This window comes from Lacticaseibacillus suibinensis, assembly GCF_003946175.1.
Classification (GTDB): Bacteria; Bacillota; Bacilli; order Lactobacillales; family Lactobacillaceae; genus Lacticaseibacillus; species Lacticaseibacillus suibinensis.
In genome coordinates, this window is record NZ_RHOK01000007.1 from 35,490 (window position 1) to 49,696 (window position 14,207).

The 14,207-nt window shown below is 54.4% G+C and carries 13 protein-coding genes; 6 read left to right on the forward strand and 7 right to left on the reverse strand.

The window, feature by feature from the left end:
* Nucleotides 1–31: 31 nt before the first annotated feature.
* Nucleotides 32–871, reverse strand: coding sequence for an alpha/beta hydrolase (locus EKM90_RS04830; protein WP_125580243.1), 840 nt, complete (start codon nt 869–871; stop codon nt 32–34).
* 199 nt (nt 872–1,070) lie between these two features.
* Here EKM90_RS04830 and EKM90_RS04835 point away from each other — a divergent pair, with 199 nt between their 5' ends.
* On the forward strand, nt 1,071–1,889 hold the full coding sequence (locus EKM90_RS04835) for an LPXTG cell wall anchor domain-containing protein (RefSeq protein WP_125580245.1): 819 nt from the start codon (nt 1,071–1,073) through the stop codon (nt 1,887–1,889).
* A 68-nt stretch (nt 1,890–1,957) separates the two neighbouring features.
* On the opposite strand, the gene EKM90_RS04840 is transcribed toward EKM90_RS04835, so the two are convergent.
* The 3 genes from EKM90_RS04840 to EKM90_RS04850 form a co-directional block, all read right to left on the reverse strand.
* On the reverse strand, nt 1,958–2,284 hold the full coding sequence (locus EKM90_RS04840; protein ID WP_125580247.1) for an AzlD domain-containing protein: 327 nt from the start codon (nt 2,282–2,284) through the stop codon (nt 1,958–1,960).
* Nucleotides 2,281–2,982 carry an AzlC family ABC transporter permease gene (locus EKM90_RS04845; RefSeq protein WP_125580249.1) on the reverse strand — a complete coding sequence of 234 codons (702 nt, stop codon included), beginning with the start codon at nt 2,980–2,982 and terminating at the stop codon, nt 2,281–2,283. Before EKM90_RS04845 ends, EKM90_RS04840 begins: the two co-directional genes overlap by 4 nt.
* Before the next feature lie 107 nt (nt 2,983–3,089).
* Nucleotides 3,090–3,764 (reverse strand): GntR family transcriptional regulator, encoded by a 675-nt coding sequence (locus EKM90_RS04850; RefSeq protein WP_125580251.1) that lies wholly within the window; start codon nt 3,762–3,764, stop codon nt 3,090–3,092.
* Between the two features lie 146 nt (nt 3,765–3,910).
* On the opposite strand from EKM90_RS04850, the gene EKM90_RS04855 reads away from it, so the two are divergent.
* The 5 genes from EKM90_RS04855 (at nt 3,911) to EKM90_RS04875 (ending at nt 10,449) form a co-directional block, all read left to right on the forward strand.
* Nucleotides 3,911–5,248: a PTS sugar transporter subunit IIC gene (locus EKM90_RS04855; protein WP_125580253.1), complete on the forward strand. Its 1,338-nt coding sequence runs from the start codon at nt 3,911–3,913 to the stop codon at nt 5,246–5,248.
* Nucleotides 5,249–5,338: 90 nt separating this feature from the next.
* Nucleotides 5,339–6,763 (forward strand): glycoside hydrolase family 1 protein, encoded by a 1,425-nt coding sequence (locus EKM90_RS04860; RefSeq protein WP_125580255.1) that lies wholly within the window; start codon nt 5,339–5,341, stop codon nt 6,761–6,763.
* A gap of 5 nt (nt 6,764–6,768) precedes the next feature.
* The gene (locus EKM90_RS04865; RefSeq protein WP_125580380.1) at nt 6,769–7,839 is read left to right on the forward strand and encodes a mannonate dehydratase; all 1,071 of its coding nucleotides are present in this window, start codon (nt 6,769–6,771) and stop codon (nt 7,837–7,839) included.
* 231 nt (nt 7,840–8,070) lie between these two features.
* Nucleotides 8,071–8,967: a phosphogluconate dehydrogenase (NAD(+)-dependent, decarboxylating) gene (gnd, locus tag EKM90_RS04870; protein WP_125580257.1), complete on the forward strand. Its 897-nt coding sequence runs from the start codon at nt 8,071–8,073 to the stop codon at nt 8,965–8,967.
* Nucleotides 8,968–8,973: 6 nt separating this feature from the next.
* Nucleotides 8,974–10,449 carry a gluconokinase gene (locus tag EKM90_RS04875; RefSeq protein WP_125580259.1) on the forward strand — a complete coding sequence of 492 codons (1,476 nt, stop codon included), beginning with the start codon at nt 8,974–8,976 and terminating at the stop codon, nt 10,447–10,449.
* Between the two features lie 54 nt (nt 10,450–10,503).
* On the opposite strand, the gene EKM90_RS04880 is transcribed toward EKM90_RS04875, so the two are convergent.
* The 3 genes from EKM90_RS04880 to EKM90_RS04890 all read right to left on the reverse strand — a co-directional run bounded on the left by EKM90_RS04880 (nt 10,504) and on the right by EKM90_RS04890 (nt 14,142).
* Complete coding sequence (locus EKM90_RS04880) at nt 10,504–11,442, reverse strand: 2-dehydropantoate 2-reductase (RefSeq protein ID WP_125580261.1); 939 nt, start codon at nt 11,440–11,442, stop codon at nt 10,504–10,506.
* A gap of 66 nt (nt 11,443–11,508) precedes the next feature.
* Complete coding sequence (locus EKM90_RS04885; RefSeq protein ID WP_225422726.1) at nt 11,509–12,705, reverse strand: glycosyl hydrolase family 28 protein; 1,197 nt, start codon at nt 12,703–12,705, stop codon at nt 11,509–11,511.
* 153 nt (nt 12,706–12,858) lie between these two features.
* Entirely contained in the window at nt 12,859–14,142 is a 1,284-nt protein-coding gene (locus EKM90_RS04890) for an ABC transporter substrate-binding protein (RefSeq protein ID WP_125580265.1), read from the reverse strand.
* Nucleotides 14,143–14,207: the final 65 nt, after the last annotated feature.

The window sequence follows — 14,207 nt, forward strand, 5'->3', positions numbered from 1 at the left end:
CTGTAGCGAAATTGCCCGGGAAATACAAAGCTCAAGCGACAAATGGCCCGCGGTTAAACTGCGTATCGACCCATTTGGTAAACAGTGCCACCCACTGCGCCACGACTGGTTCAATGCCGTATGCGTTGCGCTGGCTGTAGGTTTCATGTGTCGCCAAGCTCAAGCCATGCCCGCCACTTGGGAACAGATGAAGTTCAAAGGACACGTGGTGAGCCTGCAACGCGTTGGCGAAAAGCAGCGTGTTTTCTACCGGCACAGTATCATCCGTTACGGTGGCCCACAGGAAAGTCGGCGGCGTGGTCGGCGTGACTTGGTGCTCCAATGAGACTGCGGCGAGCGCGGCATCAGTCGGGTTCGGCCCCAACAGGTTAAGGAAAGAGGCGCGATGAGCGAACTCACCCGCCGTAATCACGGGATAGGCTAGCATCAGCGCATTCGGCTTAATCTCAGGCGCTTTGAAACCATACCGTTTCAAGAGGGGGCCATCCCAACCGGTAGCCAAGCTGCCAGCCAAATGCCCGCCGGCGGAAAAACCAGCCACCACAATCTGATCACGATTGATGTGCCAAGCAGCCGCATTCTGGCGCGTCAGTTGCATCGCCGTGGCCAGCTCCAGCAGTGCAGCGGGGTACGGATGCGTCTGGCCGACACTGTAGCGCAACACTAGGGCCTGATACCCCGCCGCCAGCAGCCGCAGTGCCACGGGTTCAGCCTCGCGATCGGACACAAACTCGTAGCCGCCGCCAGGACAGATGAGCACTGCCGGCCGCACGCGCGCTGGCTCAATCTCCGGCGAGTTGTCGGCTAAATAAGCGGTTAACGTGGCTTCGGTGGTTAATTCGGTGTGAAGCTGCTTGATGATGAGTTGCATGATGATAGCCTCCTACGCATGATGCGTTGCCTTCAGTGTAGCGCAAAATTATCGCGCGGAAACGCAAACTTTATCGGGCTTAAAAAACCTATTTATAAAAAGGCATTAGAATTCAACCAGCGTTAGATAATAATTTAAGTATATTGCTGATAAATGTTGGTTTTACTTGTATAATGCCTGCGTTAAGGGGGATACTTTTTTGAATAAATATTTCGTGATTTTGGCCACAACCAGTTGTCTCGGCCTCACTACCGCTACCTGGGCAGCAGCTGAGCCAGTTGCTGCCGCCACCACCGCCAGCGTTCAACCAGCCAGTTCAGGCTTTGAAGTCGGTAATTTCACCTTTATGCTGGATGGGCAAAGCCACCAGTCGGACATCGCCGAAGTAGTCGCTGGCCAGACCTACCAGGGCGAACTCATTGTCAGTTACTACGGCCTCACCGGGGCGTTGCCGCTGGATTCACTCATCATTTTGAGCAATAATCCTGCAGTGAAAATTGTCACTGGCCAAGCCACTGCGCCCGATCCAACTGCGCCTAGCGGGACGTTCACCATCCCGTTCACATTAACCGTCACCGGTGATACCGACAGCTATGTATTTGCCAATATCAGCTTTCATCGCACAGACGGTGGCCAGATGACGGGCTACTCGCAGGGCCAGACGTTTAAAATCATTGGCCAAAGCGAGCCCACACCCGGCCCTGACCCAGAACCCGGTCCGGATCCAGAACCAGGGCCGGATCCAGAGCCAGGTCCAGATCCAAAACCGGATCCTAAACCCGACCCAAAACCAGAACCAAAGCCCGATCCAAAACCGACGCCTAAGCCCACGCCAGTCCCAACGCCGGCGCCAAGCACTAATACCGCAAAAACAGCTGAGCCATCCCGATCATCGCGGCAAGCAACGGCAACCAAACGCCTACCAGCCACCGGCGACAAAGCCAACCCGCTAGTGGCGTTAGCCGGCAGTGCTTTGCTGATTAGCCTCTTCGGCCTTAGCCGCTTACGCCGCCATTAAGCGCGAATCAAAATAACCTTCATCGCTCGCAGTCGAGTTGATGAAGGTTGTTTTTGAATCGCGGCTGGCTATCCCCAGCCAAGCAGCCGAATCACGGCCATCGCGATGACGCCCACCAGCACCACCGCCAGCAGGCTCTTGGTGATGACCGCAGTCACCACTGCCGGCAACGAGGCCAAGAGATTTTCCCAGTTGATCCCCGGCCAGGCACCAGGGCGATACACCAACAGACTTTCCACAAAAATCGCCGTCAAAATGGCGACCGGCACGAAGCTCAAAAACCGCACTACTGCTGCCGGCAGCGTGGTGGTTTTCACCAGTACAAACGGCACGACCCGCAGCAACCAGGTGACCAGACCACTTAAAACGATGGTTAATAGAATATACTTCGTCATCGCTTCACCGCCACCATTCCGAATAAGCAGCCCAGCACCGTTGCCACCAAAATCGCCGAGGTCCCCGGCATGAAACGCATCAGCACAATCATCGTCAGCGCCACAAACCCAGCGACGGTGAGATGTTGCAGCAGCGGCCGCGTTTTATCGGTAATCATCTGCAGGTACAGCAGCCCGATGAACATCGCCACCACCGCAAAATCCAATCCGAACGTTTTGGCATCGGGAATCATGTTGCCAATCAGCACACCCACCATCGTTGCCACACACCAAACGAGGTAAGCACCAAGGTTAGCGGCATGAAACCAGGCTGGCTTCAGCTGCCGCTTGGTCGCGTTCAGTTTATTCATTGACAGGGCAAAGGTTTCATCGGTGAGCAGGCTGCCAATCAGCACATTTTGGGTTAAGGATTCTTTTTTGAGATAAGGGGCGACGGTCATCGACATTAGGCTCATGCGGGCGTTGATCAGAAATACCGACGCTACCATGGCCCCGATTGGACTACCGGCCATCAGCATGCTGGCCAGGACGAATTGCGCCGACCCGGCGTACACGATCAAGGACATCAGCATGACTAGCCACACGGATAAGTGCGCGGTGTGCGCCACCACACCAAACGCCAGCCCAACGCCAATATAGCCGAACACCGTGGGCAAAACGTCCTTCAACCCCGCGCGAAAACTCAAGTCGCCTGTCATCAGCCTGCCTCCCAACATTAAAAACTAGTTAGAACTAGTTTAGCAATTGTGGGCGAGGTTGCAAGGAAAAGCTGAAAACAAAAAGCCAGGCTGATTAGCCTGACGCTTTACCGTGCCACAAAATAATCTGGATACTGCTTCAGCAAACTGCCTTCTTCTTCGAGCATCAACTTCAAATGCTGTCCAATCAGCTTTTCGCCGGCGGCCGCATCCCCAGCCGCCACGGCCTGCAAAATCTCCTGGTGCTGGGCAATAATGGTCTTCCAATCCAGCGCCGTCACCGACAGCCGCAACCAGCGGAAGCGGTCCAGCTGCATGTTCAAACTCTGAAGCCACTGCCAGACGGTGTCTTTATTCGCCGCCTGGAACAAGGCGTGGTGAAAGTCATTATCAAACTGGAAAAAGGCGCGTGGGTCGCGGGTTTCGGACATCACCTCAGCCTGGGCAATCAGACTTTTCAGCGTGGTGAGCAGCGTGGCGCTGTGGGCCTGAATCGCCTCTTTAACAATCCGCCGCTCCAGCACTTCTCGCACGAAGCGAGCGTCCTCGGCGACGGTGAGGTCAATTTTGGTGATATAAGTCCCGCTTTGGGGAATCATTTCCACCAAGCCTTGTTGGCGCAACTGAATCATGGCCTCGCGCAGCGGCGTGCGGCCCAGTCTGAGCTGCGTCATTAAAGCAGCTTCGCTAATTTTTTCGCCTGGAATAAGCTCGGCATGGATGATCATGTCGCGCAGTTGGTCGTAGGCGGTGGTTTGCATGTTACCGGCTGGATTTTGCACGTTAGTCCCTCACTTTTCGGTCGTCAAACGGATGACTGCCCTCATATTGTAACGCTTTCTCAAATTTTATTTGACAAAGGAGGCCTGTCTCGTTATGATGAAATCGTATTCATATACTAATATATCAGTTTGGAGGAAAAAGTACAATGAAAGACAAGATCATCAATGGTCTTAACCGCGCTGCGCTGGTTGTGAACAACAACAAGTACATCTCCGCGATTAAGGAATCATTCTACTCTTTGATCCCGATCATTATCACCGGGGCCTTTGCGACTTTGTTTTCCAGCATGGTCTTCGATGACGTCAATGGGCTGGCGCAGATCAAAGCCTTGCACTGGTTGGTCGCATTCAAGCCAATCACTGCCGCCATCAACTATGCTACGCTGAGTTTCTTCACTATTTATGCCGTGTTCCTGATCGGGATTCAAATGGGGAAACGCAATCACATCGAGGGTTACTTCCCTGGCGTCATCGCCCTCATGAGTTATGTCAGCATCAACCCTTCTATTTATAACTTTGTCACCAGCAATAATAAGACGATTGCGGTTACGGATGTTTTCGCCAAGCAATATACCGATACTAAGGGCCTGTTCCTTGGGATGTTCATTGCCATCATTTCCGTTGAACTTTATAACTGGTTGCGGCATCGTAAAGCCTTGATCATCACCATGCCTGACAGTGTGCCAAGTAACGTGTCGGTCAGCTTCTCCGCTTTATTCCCAACCATGTTCACCGTGGCCATCATTGCTCTGGGTAGCTTCCTGGTCAACCTGGCCACTGGTATGTCCCTGTTCGACATTATTTACAGCTTGGTGCAACAACCACTGCAAAACGTCGTGCAAGGCCTGCCTGGGATCTTGCTGCTGATGCTGGTTTCCCAAGTCTTCTGGTTGATCGGGATTCACGGCAACCAGATGATCAAACCGATCCGCGAACCGCTGCTGATTGCGGCCATCACCGCCAACACCGAAGCCTTCGCTGCTGGCAAGCCACTGCCAAACGTCATCACCATGCCTTTCTGGGATATGTATATGAGCATGGGTGGGTCCGGGTTAACCATTGGTTTGTTGATTGCCATTTTCATGGTCAGCAAGCGGGAAGACTTCAAGGCCATCGCCAAGTTGTCCTTCATCCCTGGGCTGTTCAACATTAACGAACCTGTCATCTTCGGGATGCCAATCGTCCTGAACCCAATCTTAGGGATTCCGTTTGTCATCACCCCACTGGTCACTGGGACCATCGGCTACATCGCCACCATCACTGGGTTTGCGGCCAAAGCCTACGTTTACACGCCATGGCCAACACCACCACTGATTTCTGGCTTCTTAGCGACTGGCGGGAGCTGGGGCGCGGTCGCCACTCAGGTGGTCTGCATCCTCGTTTCCATTCTGATTTACCTGCCATTCGTCAAAATCGCGAATAATCAGCGCAACCTCGCTCAAGATGTTGCCGATGCCGCCGATCAAGCCGACGCTAAGGCCTAATTTTCACTCGCAAACTAAGGCGGATCTGACCGACAACGTCAGGTCCGTTTCTCATTTCCCCGTCACGCAGCCTTTATATAGGAGGACTTCATGCAAATTCCTGAACAATTTCAATTAGGCGCCGCTTCTTCCGCCTGGCAAACAGAAGGTTGGAAAGGCAAAAAGCCGGGCCAAGATTCCTACTTGGATGATTGGTATAAAAACGAGTATTTCGTTTGGCACAATGGCAAAGGGCCCGATGTGGCCACCGACTTCATGACCCGGTATCAAGAAGATATCGATTTGATGAAGGCAATTGGCCTCAAGACCTACCGCACCTCGATTAACTGGAGTCGCTTTTTCACCGACTACGAAAAGCTCACCGTCGATGAAGACTACGCCCAGCACATTGATGATGTGATCAACGCCTTACTCGCTGCCGGCATCAAGCCAATGATTGCGATGGAACACTATGAAGTGCCACAATTCCTGCAGGATAAGTTCGGTGGCTGGAATTCTCGCGAAGTAGTCCGGCTGTTCGTTGAATACGCCCGCATTTTGTTCAAGCGCTATGGCGACCGGGTCTGCGACTGGTTCACCTTCAACGAACCGATTGTCCCGCAGACCCGCATCCACCTCGACGGCGTGCGCTATCCACATGATCTCAACCCGCAAAAATGGATGCAGTGTAACTACCACAAAGTTCTCGCCACCGCGCTGGTGGTGAAAGCTTACCGCGCCATGGAACTACCGGGCCGCGTGGGCATCATCCACAACTGGGAATTCGCCTATCCCCGCGCCGCCGGTTATCAACCCGACGTTGACGCCGCACACGCCTATGACCTCTTCCACAACCGCCTGTTTGTCGATCCGCTGCTTAAAGGTCACTACAGCCATGAACTGTTGACCCTGCTGGATCACAACGACATCCAGTTTAAGGCGGAGCCACAAGACGATGGCATCATTGCGGCGAACACCATCGACGTGATTGGCCTGAACCTCTACTTCCCGGCGCGCGTTAAGGAACCAGAGCACCTGTGGAATCCGCAAGCCGCCTTCAATCCGCGTAAGTACTACGACGATTTTGTCCTGCCTGGGCGTAAGTTCAACGCCTCCCGCGGCTGGGAAATCTATCCCCCAATGATGTACGACCTCGCCATGATCATGAAGAATGAATACAACAACTTCCCGTGGTTCATCAGTGAAAACGGCATGGGCATTGAAAACGAGGCCCAGTTCCGCGATGACAGCGGCATGATCAATGACGACTATCGCATCAACTTCATCCAGGAACACCTGCACTGGCTGATCAAGGCCGTCAACGAAGGCGCGAACTGCGAAGGCTACATGCTCTGGGCCTTCACCGATTGCGTGTCCCCGATGAATGCCTTCAAGAATCGCTACGGTTTAGTTGAAATCGACCTCGAGCACAATCTCGCCCGCCGGCTGAAACGCTCGGGCCTCTGGTATCGTGACCTGATCAAAAACCGCACCCTGCCAGACACCACGGCCTTTGCCAAAGGAGTAGACGCTTAATGACGATGAAAATGAGTTTCCGCTGGTTCGGTGAAGACGCCGATCCTGTGAAGTTACAGCAAATTCGCCAGCTCCCAGGCGTGGATCAAATCGTTGGCACCTTATTCGACCAACCAGCTGGCGCTGCTTGGCCAGAAGCCGAAATTGCCGCTTTGAAGCACCAAGTGGCAGCCGCCGGCATGAAACTGGAAGTCATCGAATCCGTTAACATTCACGAAGACATCAAGCTCGGCCGGCCTAGCCGCGATCAATACATCGAAAATTACATCACCACAATCAAACGCCTCGCCAAGTATGGCATCAAGGTGATTTGCTACAACTTCATGCCGATTTTCGACTGGACCCGGACCGACCTGTTTTACCAGTTGCCAGACGGTTCCACAGACTTGGCCTTCGACCACACCCAGGTGCAAGGCAGCGCCCAAGCCATGATTGCCAAGGCCAAAGCCGCGCATGATGAATACCCGATGCCTGGCTGGGAACCGGAACGCCTTGATGACCTCGCCACCCTGTTCACCGCCTATGAAGGCGTCACTGAAGCGGACTTGGCGGAAAACCTGCGCTATTTCCTCGCTGCGATCATCCCCACCTGCGAAGCGGTAGGCATCAAAATGGCCATCCACCCTGACGACCCGCCGCAGCCCTTGTTCGGCCTGCCCCGCATCGTCAAGAACCGGGACGACCTGGACCGCATCATTCACATGGTCGATAGCCCGATGAACGGCTTGACCCTGTGCGTCGGCAGCCTCGGCGAAGACCCCGCCAACGATGTCCCTGCCATTATCCGCGAATTCGTCGGCCTGGACCGCGTGCCATTCGTGCATGCCCGCAACCTCAAGCGTGGGGAAAACGGCGACTTCCACGAAACCGCCCACGCCTCTTCTGCAGGCTCCATCGACATGTATGAGATCATCAACACCCTGACTGAAAGCGGCTTTGACGGCTACATCCGCCCAGACCATGGTCGCATGATCTGGGGCGAAACCGGCCGCGCCGGCTATGGCCTGTATGACCGGGCCCTTGGCAGTCAGTACCTGAACGGGTTGATTGAAGCCTGCGCCAAGGCTGCGAAGTAAGGCTGCGAAAGTCGGCGTTTTTAGCTCGACGAGTAGCCTAGGCAGAAGCATCAAAGCTGCATTTTAGCTCTGATGCTTCTGCCGTAGCTATTCGCTCGAGCGTTGCCGACTTGAGCGCAACTAGCGTGAAGCACCAAGCTACGCTGACTTCATTCGCGTCCCTAGCCCTTTTAGTGATACTATTTTGAACGACGACTATCGCAAACACAGATTGGAGCAAACAAACACATCATGGAAATTGGATTGATTGGACTCGGAAAAATGGGCCTGAACCTGGCTCAGAACATGCAGGACCACGGCCTGACGGTGAAGGCCTTCGACTTGATGCCAGAAGCCCGCACCCGCGCTACTGAAGTAGGCGTCAGCACGACCGATTCCCTGCCTGCCTTGATTGAAAGCCTCCAGACCCCGCGCCTGATTTGGGTGATGGTGCCTGCCGGCAAGCCGACCAAAGCCACGCTGCAGTCCTTGCGTGAGCTGGCGACGGCTGGTGACCGCATCATCGATGGCGGGAATTCCTATTATCAGGATTCGCTGGCTGAAGCCGAAGCCTTTGACGCCAAGCAAATGCACTTCTTTGACGTCGGCAGTTCAGGTGGCATGTCCGGCGCCCGGGCCAATGGTAACTTCATGATTGGCGGCGACAAGGCCGTGTTTGCAACGATTGAGCCCCTGTTTGAAGCCATCGCTCAACCTGGTGGTTACCTCTACACTGGTCCCGCCGGTTCCGGTCACTATTTGAAAATGGTCCACAACGGCATCGAATACGGCATGATGGCGGCCATCGGTGAAGGCTTTGATGTGCTGGCCAACTCGCCGTTCGACTACGACAATGAAGCCGTCGCTGCCATGTGGGATCACGGCAGTGTCATTCGCGGCTGGCTGATGGCATTAGCTGCTGATGCCTTTTCTAAAGATCCGAAGCTCGAACAGCTTAAAGGCGTGATGCACTCCAGTGGGGAAGGCGCCTGGACGGTTGAGGAAGGCATTCGCCAGCACACCCCGACGCCTGTCATCACTGCGGCTTTGATGGCGCGCTACAACTCCGAACGCACTGACACTATGACCGGTAAAGTGGTTGCTGCCTTGCGGAACGAATTCGGCGGCCATCCCATCGACAAGAATTGAGTTAATATGACAGAATCCATCATTGCAGTAGATATTGGCACCACCAGTACGAAAGTGGTCGCCTACGACCTCAACGCTAACGCCTTGGCCAGTGCCAACCATGGCTACCCGCTGGCGCAAACCACGCCGGGCATGGCTGAACAAGCTCCCGCCGATTTGGTGGCAGCAATGCAAGCTGGCGTGCAGGAAGTGTTAACGCAGGTCGATGCCACCCAAGTCATTGGTCTGAGCTTCTCTGGGGCCATGCACAGCCTCGTGCTGACTGATGCAGATAACCAGCCGCTGACGCAAATCATGACCTGGGCCGACAACCGCCCGGCCGCCATTGTTGACCAGTTGCATGAACCAGCAACGGTCGCTTTACTGCGACAAACCGGCGTACCGATTCACCCCATGACTCCCTTTGCCAAGTTGCTTTGGCTGAACCAAACGCAGCCCGGCCTGGTGGCGCGGGCCGCGCATGTGCTCGACCTCAAGAGCTATCTTTTTGCCGTTTTAACTGGGCAATATGTCATGGATTACAGCACCGCCAATGCCACTGGGTTATTTTTCCCGGGAAATATAGCCTGGGCCTCGGCTTTGCTGGCGCGGGCTGGCGTCGAAGCCAAACAGCTCCCGACGCTGGTTGAAACTACAGCGCATGTGCCACTTTCTGCGGATGGTGCCTCACTGCTCAACTTGCCCGCCGGTCTGCCGCTAGTGCTCGGCGCGACGGATGGGCCGTTGAGTAACCTAGGTCTCGGCGCGATTCGCCCTGGTGACGAAACGCTGACCATCGGCACTTCCGCCGCCTTGCGCACCACGCTGCATGCCCTGCAGCTGGACCCCAGCGGCCAAACCTTCAGCTACTACTTGACCCCAGGCTATTGGGTCAACGGTGGCCCAGTCAACAATGGCGGCAACGTCCTGAACTGGCTGCAGCAAGTCTTTGATCCGAGTCAGGAAGCCGACTATCCTGCGCTTTTGGCTGAGGCCGCTGAGGCACCGGCGAATGCGCATCATCTGGTGTTCCTGCCTTATCTGCACGGCGAACGGGCCCCGTTATGGGACTCCAACGCCTTTGGTAGCTACCTCGGCTTAACCGCTCAGCACACCCGCGCCGACCTCATTCGTGCGGCAGTAGAAGGCATGCTATTTAACCTCAAGCTAGTTGATCAAAAGCTGCAGCTGACGGGCAACGACGCGCCACTGTTTGCCGCCGGTGGCTTCGCCCAAAGTCCGTTTTGGTGCCAGTTGACCGCTGATATTTTGAACCGGCCGCTAAAGGTGCTGGATGGCGGGCAAAGCTCCGCACGCGGGGCCGCCGCCATTGGCCTACTGGGCTTGGGCCGCTGGAACTCGCTGGCGCAAATCAACCAAGAACCGAGTGATTTCGCGCATTATGCGCCAAATCCTGAGGTGGCTGCGCAATACGAACAGTGGTGGCCCCACTGGCGGCACATGTTTAAGGTGATGGCAACCGAATACGACACTTTTAACTAGTATCCTGGCATACAAATAGGCGACTGACGAAAATGTCAGCCGCCTTTTTCAATCCTATTTTGCGCCAATCAGTTGTTCTTTGGCGTGAACCAACTGTGTCAACAGCTTGCAGTATGGCGTAGGAATGCCATACTTCGCGCCTTTGCGCGCTACCGCGCCATCGATAAAGTCAATTTCGGTCAAACGGTGATGTTGCACGAGGTCTTGGTGCATGGAAGGATAGTGATCGGCAATATTCGCAGTGAAGGTGGCCGCGACGTGATTGTAGACTTCGGTTTGATCCAGCTTAACGCCTTCCTTGGCCGCTACCGCAGCAAATTCAGCGATAATCGTGTGCAGTAGGTCAGGCGCTTCCTTAGTCTTGCCGAACTGGCCGATATTGCAATCCAGCAGTGCGCACAGGCAGTTCAACGTGCCGTTGACGCAGGCTTTACGCCAGATGGCATACTTCACGTTCTCGCTATATTTTGGATGCAAACCGGCTTTGTCAAAGACATCGACCACTTGTAGCGCAAAGTCTTTACCCGCTGGCGCGAAGTTTTGCAGCTCGACTTCGCCATCCCCTACCAGTTCCACATGGCCCGGACCGGTCATGCCGGCAGTCCACATGGTAATCCCAAGAATGAGATGGTCCTTGGCCACGTATTGCTCCAAAACATCTTCATGGCCGATGCCATTAAGCAAGCAAAGCACGTAAGTATCCGGATGAATCAACGCTTTGACCTGATCGAACATCGTCTTCAACTGGTTGGACTTGAGGAAGACGACAATCAAATCAGCTTGCACGCCACTTTTTTCGATTTCAGCTGGGGAATAAATTGGCATCTTGGCACTGACGGCCTGGCCGTTAAAATTGGCCTGAATGCCATCTTGGCGAATGGCGTCAATGTTGGCTTGCCAGCCGTCAACCAGCGTTACATCATTGCCCGCTTGGTGCAGCATCAAGGCAAACCGGCTGCCCATGCCGCCGACCCCTAAAACAGTGATTTTCATGATTTAACATCTTCTTTCAGGTTTATTCTACCGCCTTCAGGAAGTGGATTCAAAAGCTCAAGCCGTCTAAATGACCTGGTGCTCGATATGGCCGCTTAACGCGACCGCCGGCTGACCACGCCGGTGAATCGTCGTCGGTGCAGTCAAAGTCACATCGTCAAGCACAACGACCGCCGCATCATCAATCTGGAGCAAAGGCTGACCGCTTGGCGGGGTCACCCGACACTGGCTGAGCTTCAACTGAACAGGCCGGCCATGACCGAAGAATTTGGACGTCTGCTCAAGCTGGCCAATCACATCCCCCACCAAGCTGAGCACACGCAAAGGTTGCCCATCTTGCATGATGACCTTGTCGCCATAGGTGTAGGTGACCAGATTCCGGGCCCGGAACATGACCGAGTCGCTAATCTCAAAAGTCGTGGATTCGACGGCAACATCAGCCGCCATCGCGTACCATTTCACCATGGCATGGGTATCATGAGTATTTTCACTGCGATGCGAGTATTCGCCTGGCCCGGTAAACAAGCAGCGTGTCACCTTTAGCTGGCGCCCACCAATGCGCAGGCTGTTGCACGCCGTATTCAAAACCGTATCATGCACCGTCAAATCGGTGATGTCATAGCCGGCAAGACAGTCGTCACCGGACTTGATGACACACTGCCCAATTTCAATGGCCTGCGAGTGATGCAAATCAAAGCCATCATGGCCGCCCAGCACCGTCACGCCATTAATCTGAACGTCCTTGCACCGCGCAATCACATGCGCCCAGTTCGCGGCGTTTTGAATGGTATAGCCCTTGAGCGTTAACCCTGAGACTCTGGCGAACACCATGCCCATGGGTCCACGAAACGATTCTTCACCAGCCGAATCAAACACATCCTGCCCATCAATGATGGCCCCTGGTTCGGCCTCAATCGTGATGGCGGTGGCATCGTACGCGGCAATCAGCGCATGAAAATAATACGGGGGCAAATGCCAGGCTTGAATATAGTAGTCAGCGTGCAAATACGCGATATCTGGCTCCTCCCCAAAGGTCTGGTAATCAGCCAGGTTGGTGGACCCTTTAATCAGGGCACCGGTTTTGAGCAATAACCGCGTATTGCTGTACAGCCGAATACTGCCAATCACAAACCGCCCTGCTGGTACAACCACCGTACCACCGCCAAGATCACGGCACGCATCTAGCACTGCCTGAAAGGCCCTAGTTTGAACAGCCGCTGCGTCGGTTTTGACGCCATAATCAGTCACAAGTAGCTCTGCCATTTTCGTCAACTTTGCTCACCTCTTATTTGTTATACGCAAAAAGCGTGCCAATTTAAGGCGAATGCCAACAAAAAGGCCGCTTCTGTGATAGCAAGCGGCCGAACAGTTCAGTTGAAAGGTTGTTAAGGGCTTCTTTGTTTCACGTGAAACCACTTAATTAGCTTTTAAAATCTTCTCCGTTTGTTGCTGCAACGCATCAAAGGCGGTTTTTCCTGCTGTCCCCTTCGTCACGGTGACATCCACGGTGTCCATCAGGTCATTGCGATAATCGCCGTAACCAGCAAACACGGTTGAGGCAAAGGCATCATCTGCCGCCTCCCCTGCAGCCTTGAAGGTCGGATTGGCCTTCAGGTACTTTTGATAGGCCGCAGACGCCAGCCCGCTCCTAGTTACCGGCACATAACCGGACTTAATGGCCCACTGAGCGGTGTTAGCCTGCTTGAGCAAGAACTTCTGGAAAGCCCACGCCCCAGCCTGTTGTTGCTTGGTCGCCCCTTTGAACAGCACGTTGTCATTGCCGTTCAGTGGCGCCGCGGTGGAGCCATTGGCGAAGCTTGGAATGATGGCAGTGCCCCAGTGCATGCTCTTTGGGGCTTCGCTTTGCACCGAACCGATCGAACTGGAGCTGCCAATGCCGAACACGGTTTTACCCTGAGTGAAGGCCACGTCGAAGTAGTAATCGTTTCCGGCGGTCACGAGGTACCCCTCTTTGCGCATGTTCAAAATGGTATCGACAGCCTGCAGCGTCGTTGGTGCATTCAAGTTAGCCTTTTTCGCTGGCGTAATCAGCTGGTGGCCGGCTTGCTTCGCCATCCCTTCCAGCTGCACGTCGTAGGACTGATCCGTAGCAATCACGCCCAGGCCAGCGGCTTTGAGCTTCGGGCCCATGGCCTGCAGATCCGCCCAGGTCTTCGGCAAGGTCAGGTTATATTTGGTCATTAGGTCCTGATTGTAGAACAGCACCTGGGTGGAAACCGAGTATGGCAAGCCATAGTATTTGCCTTCGTACTTGCCGGCGGCGAGGAAGCTCGGAAAAATATCGGCTTTGGCGCTCGCCGAAAGTTTGTTAGCCCCGTCTAACATCTGACTATCCCAAGGAATCAAAAAGTCATTTTTCACATAGTCACCGATGTTGGTGTATGGCGCCTGCGCCATCACCGGCAGCGTTTTGGACTTCGCCGCTGCCATCAGCTTTTGCTGCAAGGCGTCATAGCTGCCTTGCGAGGTGGCCACGACCTTGTAGTCTTTTTGCGACTGATTGAATTCATCGATCAGCTTTTGCTGGGCCTTATCCCATGAGCCAGTCATGCGATGCCAGTACGTAATTTTCACTGGCGTGTCGGCTTTCGCCTGCTGCTTACCCCCGCAGCCAGCCAGCCCCACTGTCAACAATAACCCCAAAGCGAACGCCAGCCAGCGGCTTGTGCGTTTTTTCATTCTGTTTTCCTCCCATGCTGTCTATGATGTCTTGACACCCCATCATTATGCCAACTTTTGCAGGG

Excerpts from the sequence above, each read along its gene's own strand:
- EKM90_RS04860 (WP_125580255.1), top strand. The coding sequence starts at position 5,339 with ATGCAAATTCCTGAACAATTTCAATTAGGCGCCGCTTCTTCCGCCTGG.
- gnd (WP_125580257.1), top strand. The coding sequence starts at position 8,071 with ATGGAAATTGGATTGATTGGACTCGGAAAAATGGGCCTGAACCTGGCT.
- EKM90_RS04875 (WP_125580259.1), top strand. The coding sequence starts at position 8,974 with ATGACAGAATCCATCATTGCAGTAGATATTGGCACCACCAGTACGAAA.
- EKM90_RS04880 (WP_125580261.1), bottom strand. The coding sequence starts at position 11,442 with ATGAAAATCACTGTTTTAGGGGTCGGCGGCATGGGCAGCCGGTTTGCC.
- EKM90_RS04865 (WP_125580380.1), top strand. The coding sequence starts at position 6,769 with ATGAAAATGAGTTTCCGCTGGTTCGGTGAAGACGCCGATCCTGTGAAG.
- EKM90_RS04855 (WP_125580253.1), top strand. The coding sequence starts at position 3,911 with ATGAAAGACAAGATCATCAATGGTCTTAACCGCGCTGCGCTGGTTGTG.
- EKM90_RS04890 (WP_125580265.1), bottom strand. The coding sequence starts at position 14,142 with ATGAAAAAACGCACAAGCCGCTGGCTGGCGTTCGCTTTGGGGTTATTG.
- EKM90_RS04845 (WP_125580249.1), bottom strand. The coding sequence starts at position 2,982 with ATGACAGGCGACTTGAGTTTTCGCGCGGGGTTGAAGGACGTTTTGCCC.
- EKM90_RS04840 (WP_125580247.1), bottom strand. The coding sequence starts at position 2,284 with ATGACGAAGTATATTCTATTAACCATCGTTTTAAGTGGTCTGGTCACC.
- EKM90_RS04830 (WP_125580243.1), bottom strand. The coding sequence starts at position 871 with ATGCAACTCATCATCAAGCAGCTTCACACCGAATTAACCACCGAAGCC.
- EKM90_RS04885 (WP_225422726.1), bottom strand. The coding sequence starts at position 12,705 with ATGGCAGAGCTACTTGTGACTGATTATGGCGTCAAAACCGACGCAGCG.